Below are 14,116 nucleotides of genomic sequence, written 5' to 3'. Positions count from 1 at the left end.
CCTTCGGTGGCGGATCAGAAGCGCACGTCGAGGCGCAGGTCGGCGGTGCGTGGCGCGGTCGGCGTGGTCATGCCGAAGCTGTCGATGATCGACGGCCGCACCGAGTTCTCCAGGTTGCGCACCCGGGCCAGCAGGCTCCAGGCGGCGCCGGCCGGCTGATAGCGCAGCGTGGCGTCGGTGGTGGTGTGGGCCGGGATGCGGTATTCCAGCGCCTGGCTCGGGATCGCGATCACGTAGTCGGCGCTCCTGCGCGCGAACACGCCGGCGCGCAGCTGTCCTCCCAGGGCGCTGAACCGGTGTTCGTAGCCCAGGGTGTAGACGTGGCTCGGCGCCCGGTCCAGCCTGCGCCCGCTCCAGTCGACGCTGGGGTTCGGGGCATACGTCACGTAGTGGGCGTCGAGCAGGGTGGCGCCATAGCTCAGGCGGCCGTTGCTGCCGATGGCGACTTCGCCGTCCAGTTCCAGGCCGCGCGAGCGGGCCACGCCGGCATTGCTGGTCAGGATGCGCGGCGCGCCCGAGACGATGGCGGTGCCCGACAACTGCAGGTTGGTGTAGTCGTACAGGAAGGCGGCGGCATTGACCGTCAGCCGTCCGCCGAGCAGGCGCGACTTGAGGCCGGCCTCGTAGGCGCGCAGTTCTTCCGGCTGGTAGTACAGCGCGCTTTCCGAGACCGCGACCGCGGCCGGGCAAGAGATGCCCAGCGCGCTGGTGCCGGCGATGCAGCCGTCGTTGAAGCCACCCGCCTTGTAGCCCGTGGCCAGGCTGCCGTACAGCAGGGTGGCCGGGGCCAGGTCGAACTCCGCGCCCAGGCGCCAGGTGGTGCGGCTGGTGGACAGTTCGGCCGCGTTCAGCAGGCGGCGGTCGGTGGCCGGATTGAACACCGGCCCCTGCTGGAAGTCGGTCGAGCCGACGCGGTTCTTGTCGTCCTCGGTGCGGCGCGCACCTGCCGTCAGGCGCAGGTCGTCGCGCACGCGCCAGGTCAGCTGGCCGAACACGGCCCGGCTGCGCGCCTGGGTGCGCAGCGGGAAGGAGTAATACGGCGGCAGGCCCACCGGCTGCAGGCCCTGGAAGGCATACGAGGTGTTGGAGTCCTCGCTGAAGTAATACAGGCCGGCCTGGGCGCTGAGCGGGCCGTCGCCATTGGTGGCCAGGCGCAGCTCGTGCGAATCCTGTTCGTTATGGCCGTCGTAGTTGTTGATCACGCCAAGCGCCACGGTCGGGGCGACGCGATAATAATAATTCTGGCGGATTTGCTGGTCCAGCTTGCGGCGTGAGGCCAGGTAGTGGAAGGTGGCCGGGCCCAGGTCCCAGCTCAGGTCCGCCGACAGGCCGCGCGCCAGGCGGTCGTGCCAGCCCTGGACCGGGGTCATATTGGGCGGGCGGAAGCCGTTGGTGAGGCGTTCGTCGGTGGTGCTGTCGCGCCATACGGGGCGGCCGCTGGCGACGCCGGTATAGAAATTGGTGTCGGGGACGAAGCGGTCGTTATTGCCTTCGGTCTCGCCATGGTCGTAGCGCAGCACCAGGCTGGCGTCGCGGTTGAAGCGCAGCTTCGCGCTCAGGCGCGCATCGCGTTCGTCGCGGTCCATGCCGGGCCGGTGCGGCGTGCCCTGGCCGTTCTTCAGGTAGGGATCGTGGCGGACCTGGCTGACGGCGGCGCGCAGCGCCAGCGCGTCGTTCACCGGGATATTGACGACGCCATCGACCTTGCGCTTGCCGTAGGTGCCGATTTCCAGGCCGAGCGCGCCCTCGAGGCGGTCGGTCGGGGCGTTCGAGATCACGTTGACCAGTCCGGCAGTGGTATTGCGGCCATACAGCGTGCCCTGCGGGCCGCGCAGCACTTCGATGCGGTCGACGTCGAGGATATTGGCGCTCTGGCCGGCCGGACGGGCAATGTACACGCCGTCGAGCATGAAGGCGGCCGATGGGTCGCCCTTGTCGGTGGTGTCGTTGTTGCTGATGCCGCGGATCGTCACGCGCAGGCCCGAGAAGGCCTGGTCGAGGTGCACATTGGGCAGGCGCGGGCCAATGGTGGCCGGGCTGTCGGCGCCGAGGTCGCGCAGCTGCTCGCCGCTCAGGACGCTCATCGCGACCGGGGTGCGCGAGGCCAGCGAGACGGTGCGCTGGGCGGTGACGACGACTTCGGGCACTGCCGTGCCGCCGCCGTCGTCGGGGGTGATAGGTGCTTGCTGGGCGTGGGCGATGCTGCAGACGATACCGGATACTGCCGCGACCAGCAGCTTTTGGGCTGGGCGGACTTGCCTTGCTTTCATGTAAACGACTCCCTGTCTAGATGCTTACCCGTCCTGGGTAACGCATCCTCTCTTTGTTCTTTTTTGCAATTAAAATTGCGTCAGAGGATGCAAAGATCGCCAGTCTAGCAGGTGATTACATTAGGCAATAGCCTCCAGTACATTTATCGAACTGAATACGAACAATTTGCAACGCCGCCCAGGCTTCACTGTGTAGAAACCAGCAAGGCCGAAGCGCGCGGCCTGTCGTGGCCGATCCGTGCGCCGTCCGCGAGCCGGAAGGTGCCGACCACCGCCGCCAGCTGGCCGGCCTGCTCGCGCATCGCGTCGGCGGCGGCTGCCGCTTCTTCGACCAGGGCCGCGTTCTGCTGCGTTACGCGGTCCATCTCGACGATTGCGGTATTGACCTGCTCGATGCCGGCGCTCTGCTCCTCGCTGGCGGCGGCGATCTCGGCCATGATGGTGGTGACCTGGTCGATGCTGCGCACGATCTGCTCCATGGTGGCGCCGGCGCGCGCCACCTGCTGCGTGCCTTGCTGGACCTGGCCGACCGAATCGTCGATCAGGCCCTTGATTTCCCTGGCCGCCGCCGCCGAGCGGTGGGCCAGGGTGCGCACCTCGCCGGCGACGACGGCGAAGCCGCGGCCCTGTTCGCCGGCGCGCGCCGCCTCGACCGCCGCGTTGAGGGCCAGGATATTGGTCTGGAAGGCGATGCCGTCGATGAGGCCGATGATGTCGACGATGCGCTGCGAGGCGGCATCGATGCGGCCCATGGTGCCGACCACGTCGGCCACCATGCGTCCGCCTTCGCCGGCCACGCCGGCGGCACTGGCGGCCAGGCCGTTGGCGCGCCGCGCGTGTTCGGTATTCTGGCGCACGGTGGACGTGAGTTCTTCCATCGAGGCCGCCGTTTCTTCCAGCGAGCTTGCCTGCTGTTCGGTGCGGCTCGACAGGTCCTGGTTGCCGCTCGCGATCTCGTTCGAAGCGGTGGCGATGGTCGCTGTGCCTTCGCGCACCTGGCCGACGATGGCCGCCAGGCTGCCGTTCATGCGCAACAGCGCCGCCATCAGCTGGCCGACCTCGTCGCGGCGGTCCAGCACCTGCTGGCTGAAGCGGCTGGTGAGGTCGCCTTCGGCCACGCGCCCGGCCACTTCGACCGCCTGGCGCAGCGGCGCCGTGATCGAGCGGCTGATGAACCAGGCGCAGGCGGCGCCCAGCAGCAGCGCGGCGCCGCCCAGCACGAACAGGATCACGCGGGTGCTGGCATACGAATTTAGGATCGATTGGGCGACGGCGTCGGCGGCGGCGATCTGCATGGTGGCCAGCTTGTCCACCGTGGCCAGGTAGGAGACGGTGCGCGGCGTCAGCTGGTCGCGGTAGATGGCGTCCAGCTGCGCCTGGTCGCCGTCGCGCCTGGCCTTGAACAGGGCGTCGCGGGCGGCCATGTAGCCGACCCGTTCTTCCTTGACGAAGGTGAACTGCTCGCGCACGCCGGGGTTGCGCAGCGATTCCTCGATCTCTTTCTGCAGCACGTTGGAGCGGCTGGTGATGGCCTGGCGGCGCGGGCCGATGACGTCGAGGATGCCGGCATCCTGGGCGTAATACACGGTTTCGTTGATGGCGCTGTTGACTTCGATGTTGCGGCGCCACTCGGCCAGGGTGCGCTGGTTCTTGATGCTGGTGTCGACGAGGCGGTAGGTGAGGTCACCCGCCGCTTGCATGCGCGTGAGTGCGGTGGCGCTCAAGGCGACGAGAAGCAGGAGGACAATGGCAAAGCCAAGCCCCAGGCGGGCGCCGATATTCAGTTGTTTCACGGAGATAGTTTCCAGGCTGCTTAGATGACCGCGGGGTGCGGCCGGGCTGGGATGAGGCGCCGCTGTGCGATTCCCTGGTGGGAATGCTGCGACACGAGATGTCGGATAGCGGCAGTATAACCGGCAAATCCGAAAAATTACATTTCCTTGCGGCAAATTTGCAACACAATTTCGTTCATGATGTTGCAATTGGCTGGCTTCTCCTTGCTAGCCGGAGTCCTACAGCGGACGGAGCCGAGCGCCGATTGCCGCCGGCCGCGTGGTGGCTAAGATGAAGGTCACTTTCACAGTTTCGAGGAGAACGCCATGTCGACACCAGACCGCAAGGACAACGCCAAGGGACGCAGCTGGGACCAGGTCACCGATGGCACTACCAGCGCCGCCACCATGGGCGCCGGCGCGACCGGCGAGGTCGGCGCCAGTGCCGAGCGCAAGGATTCGGTCCAGCGCCAGCAGGGCGGCGCGCAGCAGCAGGGCAGTGAACAACGGCAGGGCGGCCAGGGTTCGGCCGGCCGCACCGACGACCTGCTGGCCGGCGGTTCGGACGACGCCCAGTCCGACGAGGGTTTCCAGGGCGCCGGCAAGCGCCAGTCCGAGACTGGCGCCAGCCGCCAGGACAAGTAGCGCGGCTAGCCGCGCGGGCGCGCCAAACGATACAGCACGTGGCGCGCCAGGCGGTGATCCGGCGCCAGGGCCGGATGGTCGAAATCGCCATCCGGATCGCGGCGCATGCCCAGCCGTTCCATCACCTGGCGCGAGCGCAAGTTGTCCGGCACGGTGAACGACACGATCTCGTCCAGCCCAAGTCGTTCGAACCCGTAATGCAGGCAGGCAGCGGCGCCCTCGGTGGCATAGCCCTTGCCCCAGTGCGCTGCGCCCAGGCGCCAGCCGATATCGGTACAGGGCGCAAACGGCAGCGTGTCGCGATGCCGCTTCAGGCCGACGATTCCGGCCAGTTCTCCACTCTCGACCACTTCGATCGCCAGGTAGCACATGCCGGTGTCGCGCAGCATGGCATTGTGCGCCTGCATGAAGCCTTCCACTTGCGCGGCGCTCATCGGGCCGGGCAGGTAGGCATGCACGCGCGGATCGTCGTTCAAGGCCTGGAAGGGAGCGGCATCGTCGTCGCGCCACGTGCGCAGCAACAGCCGGTCGGTACGGATCACGTCGACGTGGGTCATGGTCGTTCGCCAGGAGTGGTGAAAAGTGCGATCATCGCATCGCGGAGCGGCGCCAGCAAGATGCCAAGACACACATATTTCACGATCTTCTTACTGACAAGCAATATTGTCTGATAACCAAGGGCAAGTTTGTGTCAAAATGTGGTGATGAACCAAGTGCTTCCCACTACGCGCTCCTATCGCGGGCAATCCCAGGAGCAGCGCCGCGCCGAGCGCCGCAGCCGGCTGATCGCGGGCGCCATCGACGTTTACGGCGAACGCGGCTATCACCAGGCGACCGTCAAGGCGGTCTGCGAGGCGGCCGGCTTGACCGAACGTTATTTCTACGAGTCGTTCGCCAACAGCGAGGCGCTGCTGATCGACTGCTATAACGCCGTCACCTATGCCGTGCTGGGCGAGATCCTGCGTGCCGGCGAAGCGGCCGGACACGACGAGGTGGCGCGTTCGCGCGCGATGCTGCATGCGTATTTTGCTGCCTTGCAGCGCGAGCCGCGCTCGGCGCGCGTGTTCCTGGTCGAGATCCGCGGCGTGAGCCGCGCCGTCGACCAGGCGTTCGACGCCTCGCTGCGCCACATCGGGCGCGAAGTCGCGCAACTGCTGGCGCCGGGGATGGTCGGTGACGCCCTGTTGCAGGCCGGGGTGATTGGCGGGGTGATCCAGATTGCGCTGCGCTGGATCGAGGATGGCTACGAGCCGCCGATCGACAGCGCGGTCGATGCCGCCCTGCGGCTCGGGACGGCGATGGCGCAGACGCCATGCGCCCGAAAACCGTCGTGATGTAGAAAGGTAGGCCGAAGAACAGCGCCACCCCTGGCGGGGCGGCGCGGGTTTTTAACAGGTACTTAGATGTGCAGCGCGTGGCCGAGCGCGCGCAGCGCGGCTTCCTGCACCGCCTCGCCCAGGGTCGGGTGGGCGTGGATGGTGCGGGCGACGTCTTCCAGTTGGGCGCCCAGTTCGATCGACTGGGTGAAGCCGCCTGCCAGTTCCGACACGCCGACGCCGACCGCCTGCCAGCCGAGGATCAGGTGGTTGTCCTTGCGCGCGACCACGCGCACGAAACCGTCGGTGCCTTCGATCGTCATCGCGCGGCCATTGGCGCTGAACGGGAAGCTGGCGCTAATGGCGTCGATCCCGGCGGCGGCAGCTTCGTCCGGCGACATGCCGGCCACCACGATCTCGGGATCGGTATAGCATACCGCCGGAATCGCGGCCGGCTGGAACCAGCGGCGCTTGCCGGCGATGATCTCGGCCACCATCTCGCCCTGGGCCATGGCGCGGTGGGCCAGCATCGGTTCGCCCGTCAGGTCGCCGATCGCCCACACATTGCGCATCGAGGTGCGGCACTGCTCGTCGACCTTGACCGCGCGGCCGGCCATGTCGAGCATCAGGTTTTCCAGGCCCCAGCCGGTGGTGGCGGGCTTGCGGCCGACGGCCACCAGCACCTTGTCGGCTTCCAGATACGCTTCGACGCCGGACGCGTCGCGCACTTTCACCTGCCCGCCTTCCATGCCCAGCACCGAGGTCGCCAGGCGCAGCTCGACACCCAGGCGTTCGAGCGACTTGGCGACTGGCTTCACCAGCTCGGCGTCATACGCCGGCAGGATGCGCTCGGCCGCCTCGACCACCGTCACCTGGCTGCCCAGCTTGCGGTAGGCCGTGCCCAGCTCGAGGCCGATGTAGCCGGCGCCGACCACCACCAGGCGGCGCGGCACGCTGTCCTGCGACAGCGCTTCGGTCGACGAGATGACGTTGCCGCCGAACGGCATGAAGGGCAGCTCGACGGCTTGCGAGCCGCTGGCCAGCAGCAGGTGCTCGCAGCGGATGCGCACCGATGCCTGGCCGTCGGCCTCGACTTCGACCGTCTTGCCGTCCAGGACGCGCGCCCAGCCGTGCACCACGCGCACGCCCTGTTTCTTCAGCAGGGCGCCGACGCCGCCGGTCAGGCGCTTGACGATGCCGTCCTTCCAGGCCACGGTGCGCGCCAGGTCGATCCTGGGGCTCTCGACGCTGATACCGAGCGGCGACTCCTGGGCCGCATAGGTCGCGGCCTTGTGGTATTCGTCGGCCGCATGGATCAGCGCCTTCGACGGGATGCAGCCGATGTTCAGGCAGGTGCCGCCGGGGTTGGCGCCCTCGACCACGATGGCCGGGATGCCGAGCTGGCCGGCGCGGATGCCTGCCACGTAGCCGCCGGGGCCGCCGCCGACGATGAGCAGAGTCGTATTGATCGTCTCCATCGGCTCACTCCACGAACAGGGTTGCAGGGAACTCAAGGTAGCCGCGGATCGCCTGCACGAACTGGGCCGCCACCATGCCGTCGATCACGCGGTGGTCGAACGAGGACGACAGGTTCATCATCTTGCGCGCGACCATCGCGCCGTCGCGGATCACCGGGCGGTCGACGATGCGGTTGACGCCCACGATCGCCACCTCCGGACGGTTGATCACCGGGGTAGTGACGATGCCGCCCAGCGCGCCCAGGCTGGTGATGGTGATGGTCGAGCCGGTCAGCTCGTCGCGGGAGGCCTTGCCAGTGCGCGCGGCATCGGCCAGGCGCGCGATCTCGGCCGCGCTCGACCACGGGTCGCGCGATTCGGCGTGGCGCACCACCGGCACCATCAGGCCGTTGTCGGTCTGGGCCGCGATGCCGATATGGGCCGCGTCGTAGGTGGTGAGCAGGTTCTTGTCGTCGTCGTAGCGCGCGCTCATCATCGGATAGCTGCGCAGGGCCAGCACCACGGCGCGCATCAGGAGCGGCAGCAGGGTCAGCTTGCCGCGCTCGGCGCCGTAACGGGCGTTGAGCTGGATGCGCAGCGCTTCCAGTTCGGTGACGTCGACTTCCTCGACATAGGTGAAGTGCGGGATGTTGCGTTTCGCCTCTTGCATCTTCTCGGCGATCTTGCGGCGCAGGCCGATGACCTGGGTCGCATGCTCGCCGTGCTGCTCGGCGTAGCGCTCGTCGGCGCCATGGGCGCTGCCCGCGCGGCGGCCAGCCACGTGGGCGTCCAGGTCGGCGTGGGTGATGCGTCCAAGCGGGCCGCTGCCGGCCACGAACTGGAGCTCCACACCCAAATCCCAGGCGCGCTGGCGCACGGCGGGCGGGGCCAGCGGTTTCTCGCCTTCGGCGCGCAGTTGCGGCGCGCCTTTCGACGGCTGGGCCGGACGTGCGGCCGGCGCCGGCTTGCTCGGCGCCAAAGCCGCTGCGCGGGCCGGCGCTACATGCGCGGCCACGGCTTCGAGCTGCGGCTCGGCCACTTCCTCGGCCGGCGCGGTGGCGGCGGCCGTCTTCACCGGCTCCTGTTTCGCCTTGTCGGCACCTTCCTTCAGGTTGCCGGCGCCTTCGACTTCGAGGCGGATCAGTTCCGCGCCCACGGCCAGCGACTGGCCGATCGCGCCGCCCAGGCTCGTGATGGTGCCGGCGACCGGCGACGGAATCTCGACCGTCGCCTTGTCGGTCATGACGTCGGCCAGCACCTGGTCTTCTTTTACAACGTCGCCCGGCTGCACATGCCAGGCCACGACTTCGACTTCGGCAATGCCTTCGCCGAGGTCCGGCATCTTGATGACGTGAATACCCATCGGATCAACCCTCCATCACGCGTTTCAGGGCCGCGCCGACACGGTCGGGCCCAGGGAAATAAGCCCATTCCTGCGCATGCGGATACGGGGTGTCCCAGCCGGCCACGCGCCCGATCGGCGCCTCCAGCTGGTAGAAGCAGTGTTCCTGCACCAGCGCCGCCAGTTCGGCGCCGAAGCCGCTGGTCTGCGTCGCTTCGTGCACGATCACGCAGCGGCCGGTCTTCTTGACCGAGTTGACGATGGTGTCGAGGTCGAGCGGCCAGATGCTGCGCAGGTCGATCACTTCGGCATCGACGCCGGACTCGCGCGCCGCCGCCTCGGCGACCCAGACCATGGTGCCGTAGGCCAGCACGGTGACGTCGTTGCCGGGACGGACGATGGCGGCTTTATCGAGGTCGACGGTGTAGTGACCCGTCGGGACTTCGCCCTTCGGATGGCCCGACCAGGGCACGACCGGGCGGTCGTGGTGGCCGTCGAACGGACCGTTGTACAGGCGCTTGGGTTCCAGGAAGATCACCGGATCGTCGTTCTCGATCGAGGCGATGAGCAGACCCTTGGCGTCGTACGGATTCGACGGCATCACGGTGCGCAGGCCGCACACGTGGGTAAAGAAGGCCTCGGGGCTCTGGCTGTGGGTCTGGCCGCCGTAGATGCCGCCGCCGCAAGGCATGCGGATCACCATCGACGAGGTGAATTCGCCGGCCGAGCGGTAGCGCAGGCGCGCCGCCTCGGACACGATCTGGTCGGTCGCCGGATAAAAATAGTCGGCGAACTGGATCTCGACCACGGGGCGCAGGCCATAGGCCGCCATGCCGACCGCGGTGCCGACGATGCCGCCCTCCGAGATCGGCGCGTCGAACACGCGCGACTTGCCGTACTTCGCCTGCAGGCCGTCGGTGACGCGGAACACGCCGCCAAAGTAGCCGACGTCCTGGCCATACACCACGACGTTGTCGTCGCGTTCCATCATCACGTCCATGGCCGAGCGCAGGGCCTGGATCATGGTCATCGGCATGGTGGCCGTGTCTTTTGGTTGATCGTCTCGTGCCATGCTCATACTCCCAACTGCTGACGCTGACGGCGCAGGTGCTCCGGCATGTCTTTATAAACGTCCTCGAACATGGTCGCGGCGCTCGGTGCGCGCTCGTCGCCCAGGATGCCGTAGCTTTCGGCCTCCTTCTGGGCAGCCAGCACTTCGGCTTCCAGTTCGCTTTGTACGGTCTCGTGCTCGGCATCCGACCACCAGCCCAGATTCGTCAGGTACTGGCGCAGGCGGGCGATCGGGTCGCCCAGCGGGAAGCGGGCGTAGTCGTCGGCCGGGCGGTAGCGGGCCGGATCGTCCGAGGTCGAGTGCGGGCCGGCGCGGTAGGTGACCCATTCGATCAGGGTCGGGCCGAGGTTGTTGCGCGCCCTTTCGGCGGCCCAGCGCGAGGCCGACAACACGGCCAGGAAGTCGTTGCCGTCCACGCGCAGCGAGGCGATGCCGCTGCCGATACCGCGGGTGGCGAAGGTCACGCTCTCGCCGCCGGCGATCGCCTGGAAGCTCGAGATCGCCCACTGGTTGTTGACCACGTTGAGGATGACCGGCGCGCGGTACACATGGGCAAAGGTGAGGGCGGTCGAGAAATCGGATTCGGCGGTGGCGCCGTCGCCGATCCAGGCCGACGCTATTTTTGAGTCGCCCTTGATGGCGGAAGCCATGGCCCAGCCGACCGCTTGCGGGTACTGGGTGGCAAGGTTGCCCGAAATGGTGAAGAAGCCGGATTCGCGCACCGAGTACATCACCGGCAACTGGCGGCCCTTGAGGGGATCGCGCTCGTTCGACAGCAGCTGGCAGATCATGTCGACCATCGGCACCTCGCGCGCCATCAGGAGGCTTTGCTGGCGATAGGTCGGGAAATTCATGTCGCCATGCTGCAGGGCGAGGGCGTGGGCGGTGCCGATCGCCTCTTCGCCGAGCGAGATCATGTAGAACGACATCTTCTTCTGGCGCTGGGCGATCACCATGCGCGCATCGAAGATGCGGGTCTTCATCATGGTGCGCAGGCCAAAGCGCAGCAGCTCGCGGTCGGGCTCCTCGGCCCAGGGGCCGACGGCATTGCCGTCCTCGTCGAGCACGCGGATCAGTTGTTGGGCGATGTCGCTGGTCTCCAACGGTGCGACATCGATCGGTGGACGCCGGACGGAACCGGCGGGGCTCACCTGGAGGTAGGTAAAATCGGTCTTGCAGCCCGGGCGGCCGGTAGGCTCCGGTACGTGCAGCGACAGAGGATTGCTCTGGCTCATAATATGCTTTCCCTTTTGAGGTGTTTTGCAGCAAGGAGCATGATAGCCGCTTACTTGACGTTTACGTCAACTGCGGACAACTATTTTCATATTGCTGTGCAACATAGACTGGATGCCGCGCACGAGGTGGAGTGCATCGTCCACTCTAGAACGTTTGGCGGGAGAAGGCGTTAATCGGCAACAGGATAGGCAGCGACCGTCAGTGTCGCTCCCGAGGCGGCGATGCGCTGCAGGTCGCGGGCCGTGAATTCGAGCACGGCCGCGAACTGCGCGGCGTCGCCGACCGCGATACCGATGGACAGTTCGCCGTGAAGCTTGTAAGCGGGCAAGATGACATTGCCGGTCTCGCAGCGTTCCAGGAATCGCCGGATACTCTCGAGCATGGCCGACGGTGTCGGGGCATCGGCGATGTCGATCGTGCAGCCCGAAGAAGCATGGACTTTGCCGCGACTGCGCGCGTCGCCCGCCTTCCAGCTCGCGGACGGTTCAAGCTGGAGCGCGTCGCAGAAAGCGGCAAGCGCACTGTCCGGGCCCGTAAGATGTAGCAAGGCAATATTCATGGTCGCGCATCAGATGGGATGGTGCAGTGTAGCAGCTGCAACCATCGGTCCGCGCGCGTAAAGGCCGCATGCCGTCAGCGGGCCCTGTGTCCTTCGCGCAGCCAGTAACCCAGGCCCAGCACCGCCAGCCACACCGGGATCAGGAACACCGAGATGCGCAGGCCGGGCGTGAGCAGCATCACGATCAGCAGCAAGGCAACGAAGCCCAGGCACACATAGTTCGACAGCGGGAACCACGGACTGCGGAAGCTCGCCCGCTGGCCCAGGCTGTCCTTGTGGCGCCGGAAGCGCAGGTGGCTCCACGAGATCATCGCCCAGTTGAGCACCAGCGCGGCCGTGGCCAGGGTCATGACCATGCCCAGCGCCTCGCGCGGCAGGAAATAATTGATGAAGATCGCCGAACCGGTGGCCACCGCCGACACGCCCAGCGCGACCAGCGGCACCCCGCGGCGGTTGGTGTACTTGAGCGAAGCCGGCGCATTGCCCTGTTCGGCCAGGCCGAACAGCATGCGGCTGTTGGCGTACACGCAGCCGTTGTAGACCGACAGCGCTGCGGTCAGCACCACGAGGTTGAGGACGTTGGCGACCCAGCCGCTGTCGAGCGCCTGGAAGATCAATACGAAGGGACTGCCGCCGGTGACCACCTTTTGCCACGGATACAGCATCAGCAGCACGGCCAGCGCGCCGATGTAGAAGATCAGGATACGGTACAGGGCATTGTTGGTGGCGCGCGGGATGGTGCGCGCCGGGTCGTCGGCTTCGGCGGCGGTAATGCCGATCAGTTCCAGGCCGCCGAACGAGAACATGATGACCGCCATTGCCATCGCCAGCCCGGCGACGCCGTGCGGGAAAAAGCCGCCGTGCTGCCACAGGTTGGCCACGCCGGCCTCGGGCCCGGCGCCGCCGCCGACCAGGAGGTACAGGCCGAACACGATCATGCCGACCACCGCTACCACCTTGATGACGGCGAACCAGAACTCCATCTCGCCGAAGGCTTTCACGTTGAGCAGGCTGATGCAGTTGACCAGCACGAAGAAGCCGAGCGCCGACACCCAGGTGGGCAGGTCCGGGAACCAGTATTGCATGTAGATGCCGAGCGCGGTCAGCTCGGCCAGGCTGACGAGGATGTACATCACCCAGTAATTCCAGCCAGAGACGAAGCCGGCCCAGCGCCCGCAGTATTTGTCGGCGAAGTGGCTGAACGAGCCGGCCACCGGCTCGTCGACGATCATCTCGCCCAGCTGGCGCATGATCAGGAAGGCGACCGCGCCGGCGATCGCATAGCCCAGCAGCACCGAGGGGCCGGCCATCTGGATGGTCGAGGCGATGCCGAGGAACAGGCCGGTGCCGATGGCGCCGCCGAGGGCGATCAGCTGGATGTGGCGGTTCTTCAGCCCGCGCTTGAGTTCATTGTGCCCGTCGGCCATGGTCGGTCTCGTGGTCTTGCCAGAAAGACAGGGATTCTACTGCATCCTTGGGATGAGGCAAACCTGCGCCGCCTGGCGCCGGCTGCGGCTATGCTGGGGGTGACGGCACGTCGCCGAATACTATTTAGGAGAAACCATGCGCAAGATGATCATGATGGCCCTGGCAGGGCTGATCTGGAAACAGTTTCAGACCAGGGTGTTGAAGCGTCCTCCGGTGCCGAAGCGTACCTGGCGTTATTGACTTGTTAGAAACCCGTCAGACGCTGTGCGGCAAGCCCAAATTGCGGTTTGCCGGCACGGCGACGTCCATCATCCGCGGCCGCGGCAGGTCGAGCGCCGCCATCAGGGCGACGAAGTCGTCGCGGCTACGGTTGGCCAGGCGCGCATTGTGGCGCCGTTCCCAGCCAATGCTCGAGACCGACTGGCCCTTGTAGTCGTGGCCGGGCCACACCAGGATGTGGTCGTCGAGCGTAAACAGCTTGCGCGTGACGCTGTCGTAGAGCTGCTCCGAACTGCCGCTCTGGAAATCGGTGCGCCCGCAGCCGTCGATCAGCAGGGTGTCGCCGGTGAACAGGTTGCCGCGCCACAGATAGCACATGCTGCCGGCCGTGTGGCCAGGCGTGTGGATCACCGCGATGTGTTCGTGCAGGCCGAAGCGGATCTGGTCGCCATCCTGCAGCTGCACCTCGGCCGGCGGAATGTCGCAACCGCTCGGCACGCAGGCCTTGGCGCCGGTGTGCTGGCGCAGGCGGCCGGCCGAGGTCACGTGGTCGGCATGGGCATGGGTTTCCAGCACATGGGTGAGGGTCAGGCCGAGGCGTTCGATATGGGCCAGGTCGCGCATGAAATGGCGGTCGACCGGGTCGATGATGACGGCGTCGAAGCTGCCGGGGGCGGCCAGGATGTACGTGAACGTCGACGATTCGGGGTCGAACAGCTGGATCGGATTGACTTGCATAGACATCTCCTCGGTTGCGGCGATGTTTTACCACAAGTCGCTACTGCGCGGTAGCCTGTCGA

12 protein-coding genes are annotated in these 14,116 nt (G+C 66.8%); 2 read left to right on the top strand and 10 right to left on the bottom strand.

Features of this window, described 5'->3' with window-relative positions; all coding sequences use genetic code 11:
- Nucleotides 1-14: 14 nt before the first annotated feature.
- Together Q9246_RS11780 and Q9246_RS11775 are read right to left on the bottom strand one after the other, a co-directional pair.
- Nucleotides 15-2,270, bottom strand: coding sequence for a TonB-dependent receptor (locus Q9246_RS11780; protein WP_306397731.1), 2,256 nt, complete (start codon nt 2,268-2,270; stop codon nt 15-17).
- A gap of 185 nt (nt 2,271-2,455) precedes the next feature.
- Nucleotides 2,456-4,063: a methyl-accepting chemotaxis protein gene (locus Q9246_RS11775; protein ID WP_306397730.1), complete on the bottom strand. Its 1,608-nt coding sequence runs from the start codon at nt 4,061-4,063 to the stop codon at nt 2,456-2,458.
- Between the two features lie 306 nt (nt 4,064-4,369).
- Here Q9246_RS11775 and Q9246_RS11770 point away from each other — a divergent pair, with 306 nt between their 5' ends.
- Complete coding sequence (locus Q9246_RS11770; RefSeq protein WP_306397729.1) at nt 4,370-4,687, top strand: hypothetical protein; 318 nt, start codon at nt 4,370-4,372, stop codon at nt 4,685-4,687.
- A 5-nt stretch (nt 4,688-4,692) separates the two neighbouring features.
- Here the strand turns inward: Q9246_RS11770 and Q9246_RS11765 are convergent, their stop codons facing one another.
- On the bottom strand, nt 4,693-5,244 hold the full coding sequence (locus Q9246_RS11765; protein WP_306397728.1) for a GNAT family N-acetyltransferase: 552 nt from the start codon (nt 5,242-5,244) through the stop codon (nt 4,693-4,695).
- Between the two features lie 147 nt (nt 5,245-5,391).
- On the opposite strand from Q9246_RS11765, the gene Q9246_RS11760 reads away from it, so the two are divergent.
- Complete coding sequence (locus tag Q9246_RS11760) at nt 5,392-6,021, top strand: TetR/AcrR family transcriptional regulator (RefSeq protein WP_306397727.1); 630 nt, start codon at nt 5,392-5,394, stop codon at nt 6,019-6,021.
- A 65-nt stretch (nt 6,022-6,086) separates the two neighbouring features.
- Here the strand turns inward: Q9246_RS11760 and lpdA are convergent, their stop codons facing one another.
- The 7 genes from lpdA to Q9246_RS11725 all read right to left on the bottom strand — a co-directional run bounded on the left by lpdA (nt 6,087) and on the right by Q9246_RS11725 (nt 14,054).
- On the bottom strand, nt 6,087-7,481 hold the full coding sequence (gene lpdA / locus Q9246_RS11755; RefSeq protein WP_306397726.1) for a dihydrolipoyl dehydrogenase: 1,395 nt from the start codon (nt 7,479-7,481) through the stop codon (nt 6,087-6,089).
- Between the two features lie 4 nt (nt 7,482-7,485).
- On the bottom strand, nt 7,486-8,823 hold the full coding sequence (locus Q9246_RS11750; protein ID WP_306397725.1) for a dihydrolipoamide acetyltransferase family protein: 1,338 nt from the start codon (nt 8,821-8,823) through the stop codon (nt 7,486-7,488).
- Between the two features lie 4 nt (nt 8,824-8,827).
- Entirely contained in the window at nt 8,828-9,838 is a 1,011-nt protein-coding gene (locus Q9246_RS11745) for an alpha-ketoacid dehydrogenase subunit beta (protein WP_306398154.1), read from the bottom strand.
- 38 nt (nt 9,839-9,876) lie between these two features.
- The gene (locus Q9246_RS11740) at nt 9,877-11,109 is read right to left on the bottom strand and encodes a 3-methyl-2-oxobutanoate dehydrogenase (2-methylpropanoyl-transferring) subunit alpha (protein WP_306397724.1); all 1,233 of its coding nucleotides are present in this window, start codon (nt 11,107-11,109) and stop codon (nt 9,877-9,879) included.
- 170 nt (nt 11,110-11,279) lie between these two features.
- On the bottom strand, nt 11,280-11,669 hold the full coding sequence (locus Q9246_RS11735) for a hypothetical protein (protein WP_306397723.1): 390 nt from the start codon (nt 11,667-11,669) through the stop codon (nt 11,280-11,282).
- Between the two features lie 74 nt (nt 11,670-11,743).
- Entirely contained in the window at nt 11,744-13,096 is a 1,353-nt protein-coding gene (locus Q9246_RS11730) for an amino acid permease (RefSeq protein ID WP_306397722.1), read from the bottom strand.
- A gap of 256 nt (nt 13,097-13,352) precedes the next feature.
- Nucleotides 13,353-14,054, bottom strand: coding sequence for an MBL fold metallo-hydrolase (locus Q9246_RS11725; protein WP_306397721.1), 702 nt, complete (start codon nt 14,052-14,054; stop codon nt 13,353-13,355).
- Between the last annotated feature and the right edge of the window lie 62 nt (nt 14,055-14,116).

It is taken from the genome of Telluria beijingensis, assembly GCF_030770395.1.
GTDB lineage: Bacteria > Pseudomonadota > Gammaproteobacteria > Burkholderiales > Burkholderiaceae_D > Telluria > Telluria beijingensis.
Note: the sequence above shows the minus strand (reverse complement) of the source record. Positions and strands in the feature narration are given on the sequence as shown.

What these genes read in the sequence shown, in the direction of transcription:
- Q9246_RS11750 (WP_306397725.1), bottom strand. Translation starts at nt 8,823, where the DNA reads ATGGGTATTCACGTCATCAAGATGCCGGACCTCGGCGAAGGCATTGCC.
- Q9246_RS11745 (WP_306398154.1), bottom strand. Translation starts at nt 9,838, where the DNA reads ATGCCGATGACCATGATCCAGGCCCTGCGCTCGGCCATGGACGTGATG.
- Q9246_RS11730 (WP_306397722.1), bottom strand. Translation starts at nt 13,096, where the DNA reads ATGGCCGACGGGCACAATGAACTCAAGCGCGGGCTGAAGAACCGCCAC.
- Q9246_RS11735 (WP_306397723.1), bottom strand. Translation starts at nt 11,669, where the DNA reads ATGAATATTGCCTTGCTACATCTTACGGGCCCGGACAGTGCGCTTGCC.
- lpdA (WP_306397726.1), bottom strand. Translation starts at nt 7,481, where the DNA reads ATGGAGACGATCAATACGACTCTGCTCATCGTCGGCGGCGGCCCCGGC.
- Q9246_RS11740 (WP_306397724.1), bottom strand. Translation starts at nt 11,109, where the DNA reads ATGAGCCAGAGCAATCCTCTGTCGCTGCACGTACCGGAGCCTACCGGC.
- Q9246_RS11765 (WP_306397728.1), bottom strand. Translation starts at nt 5,244, where the DNA reads ATGACCCACGTCGACGTGATCCGTACCGACCGGCTGTTGCTGCGCACG.
- Q9246_RS11725 (WP_306397721.1), bottom strand. Translation starts at nt 14,054, where the DNA reads ATGCAAGTCAATCCGATCCAGCTGTTCGACCCCGAATCGTCGACGTTC.
- Q9246_RS11770 (WP_306397729.1), top strand. Translation starts at nt 4,370, where the DNA reads ATGTCGACACCAGACCGCAAGGACAACGCCAAGGGACGCAGCTGGGAC.
- Q9246_RS11760 (WP_306397727.1), top strand. Translation starts at nt 5,392, where the DNA reads ATGAACCAAGTGCTTCCCACTACGCGCTCCTATCGCGGGCAATCCCAG.
- Q9246_RS11780 (WP_306397731.1), bottom strand. Translation starts at nt 2,270, where the DNA reads ATGAAAGCAAGGCAAGTCCGCCCAGCCCAAAAGCTGCTGGTCGCGGCA.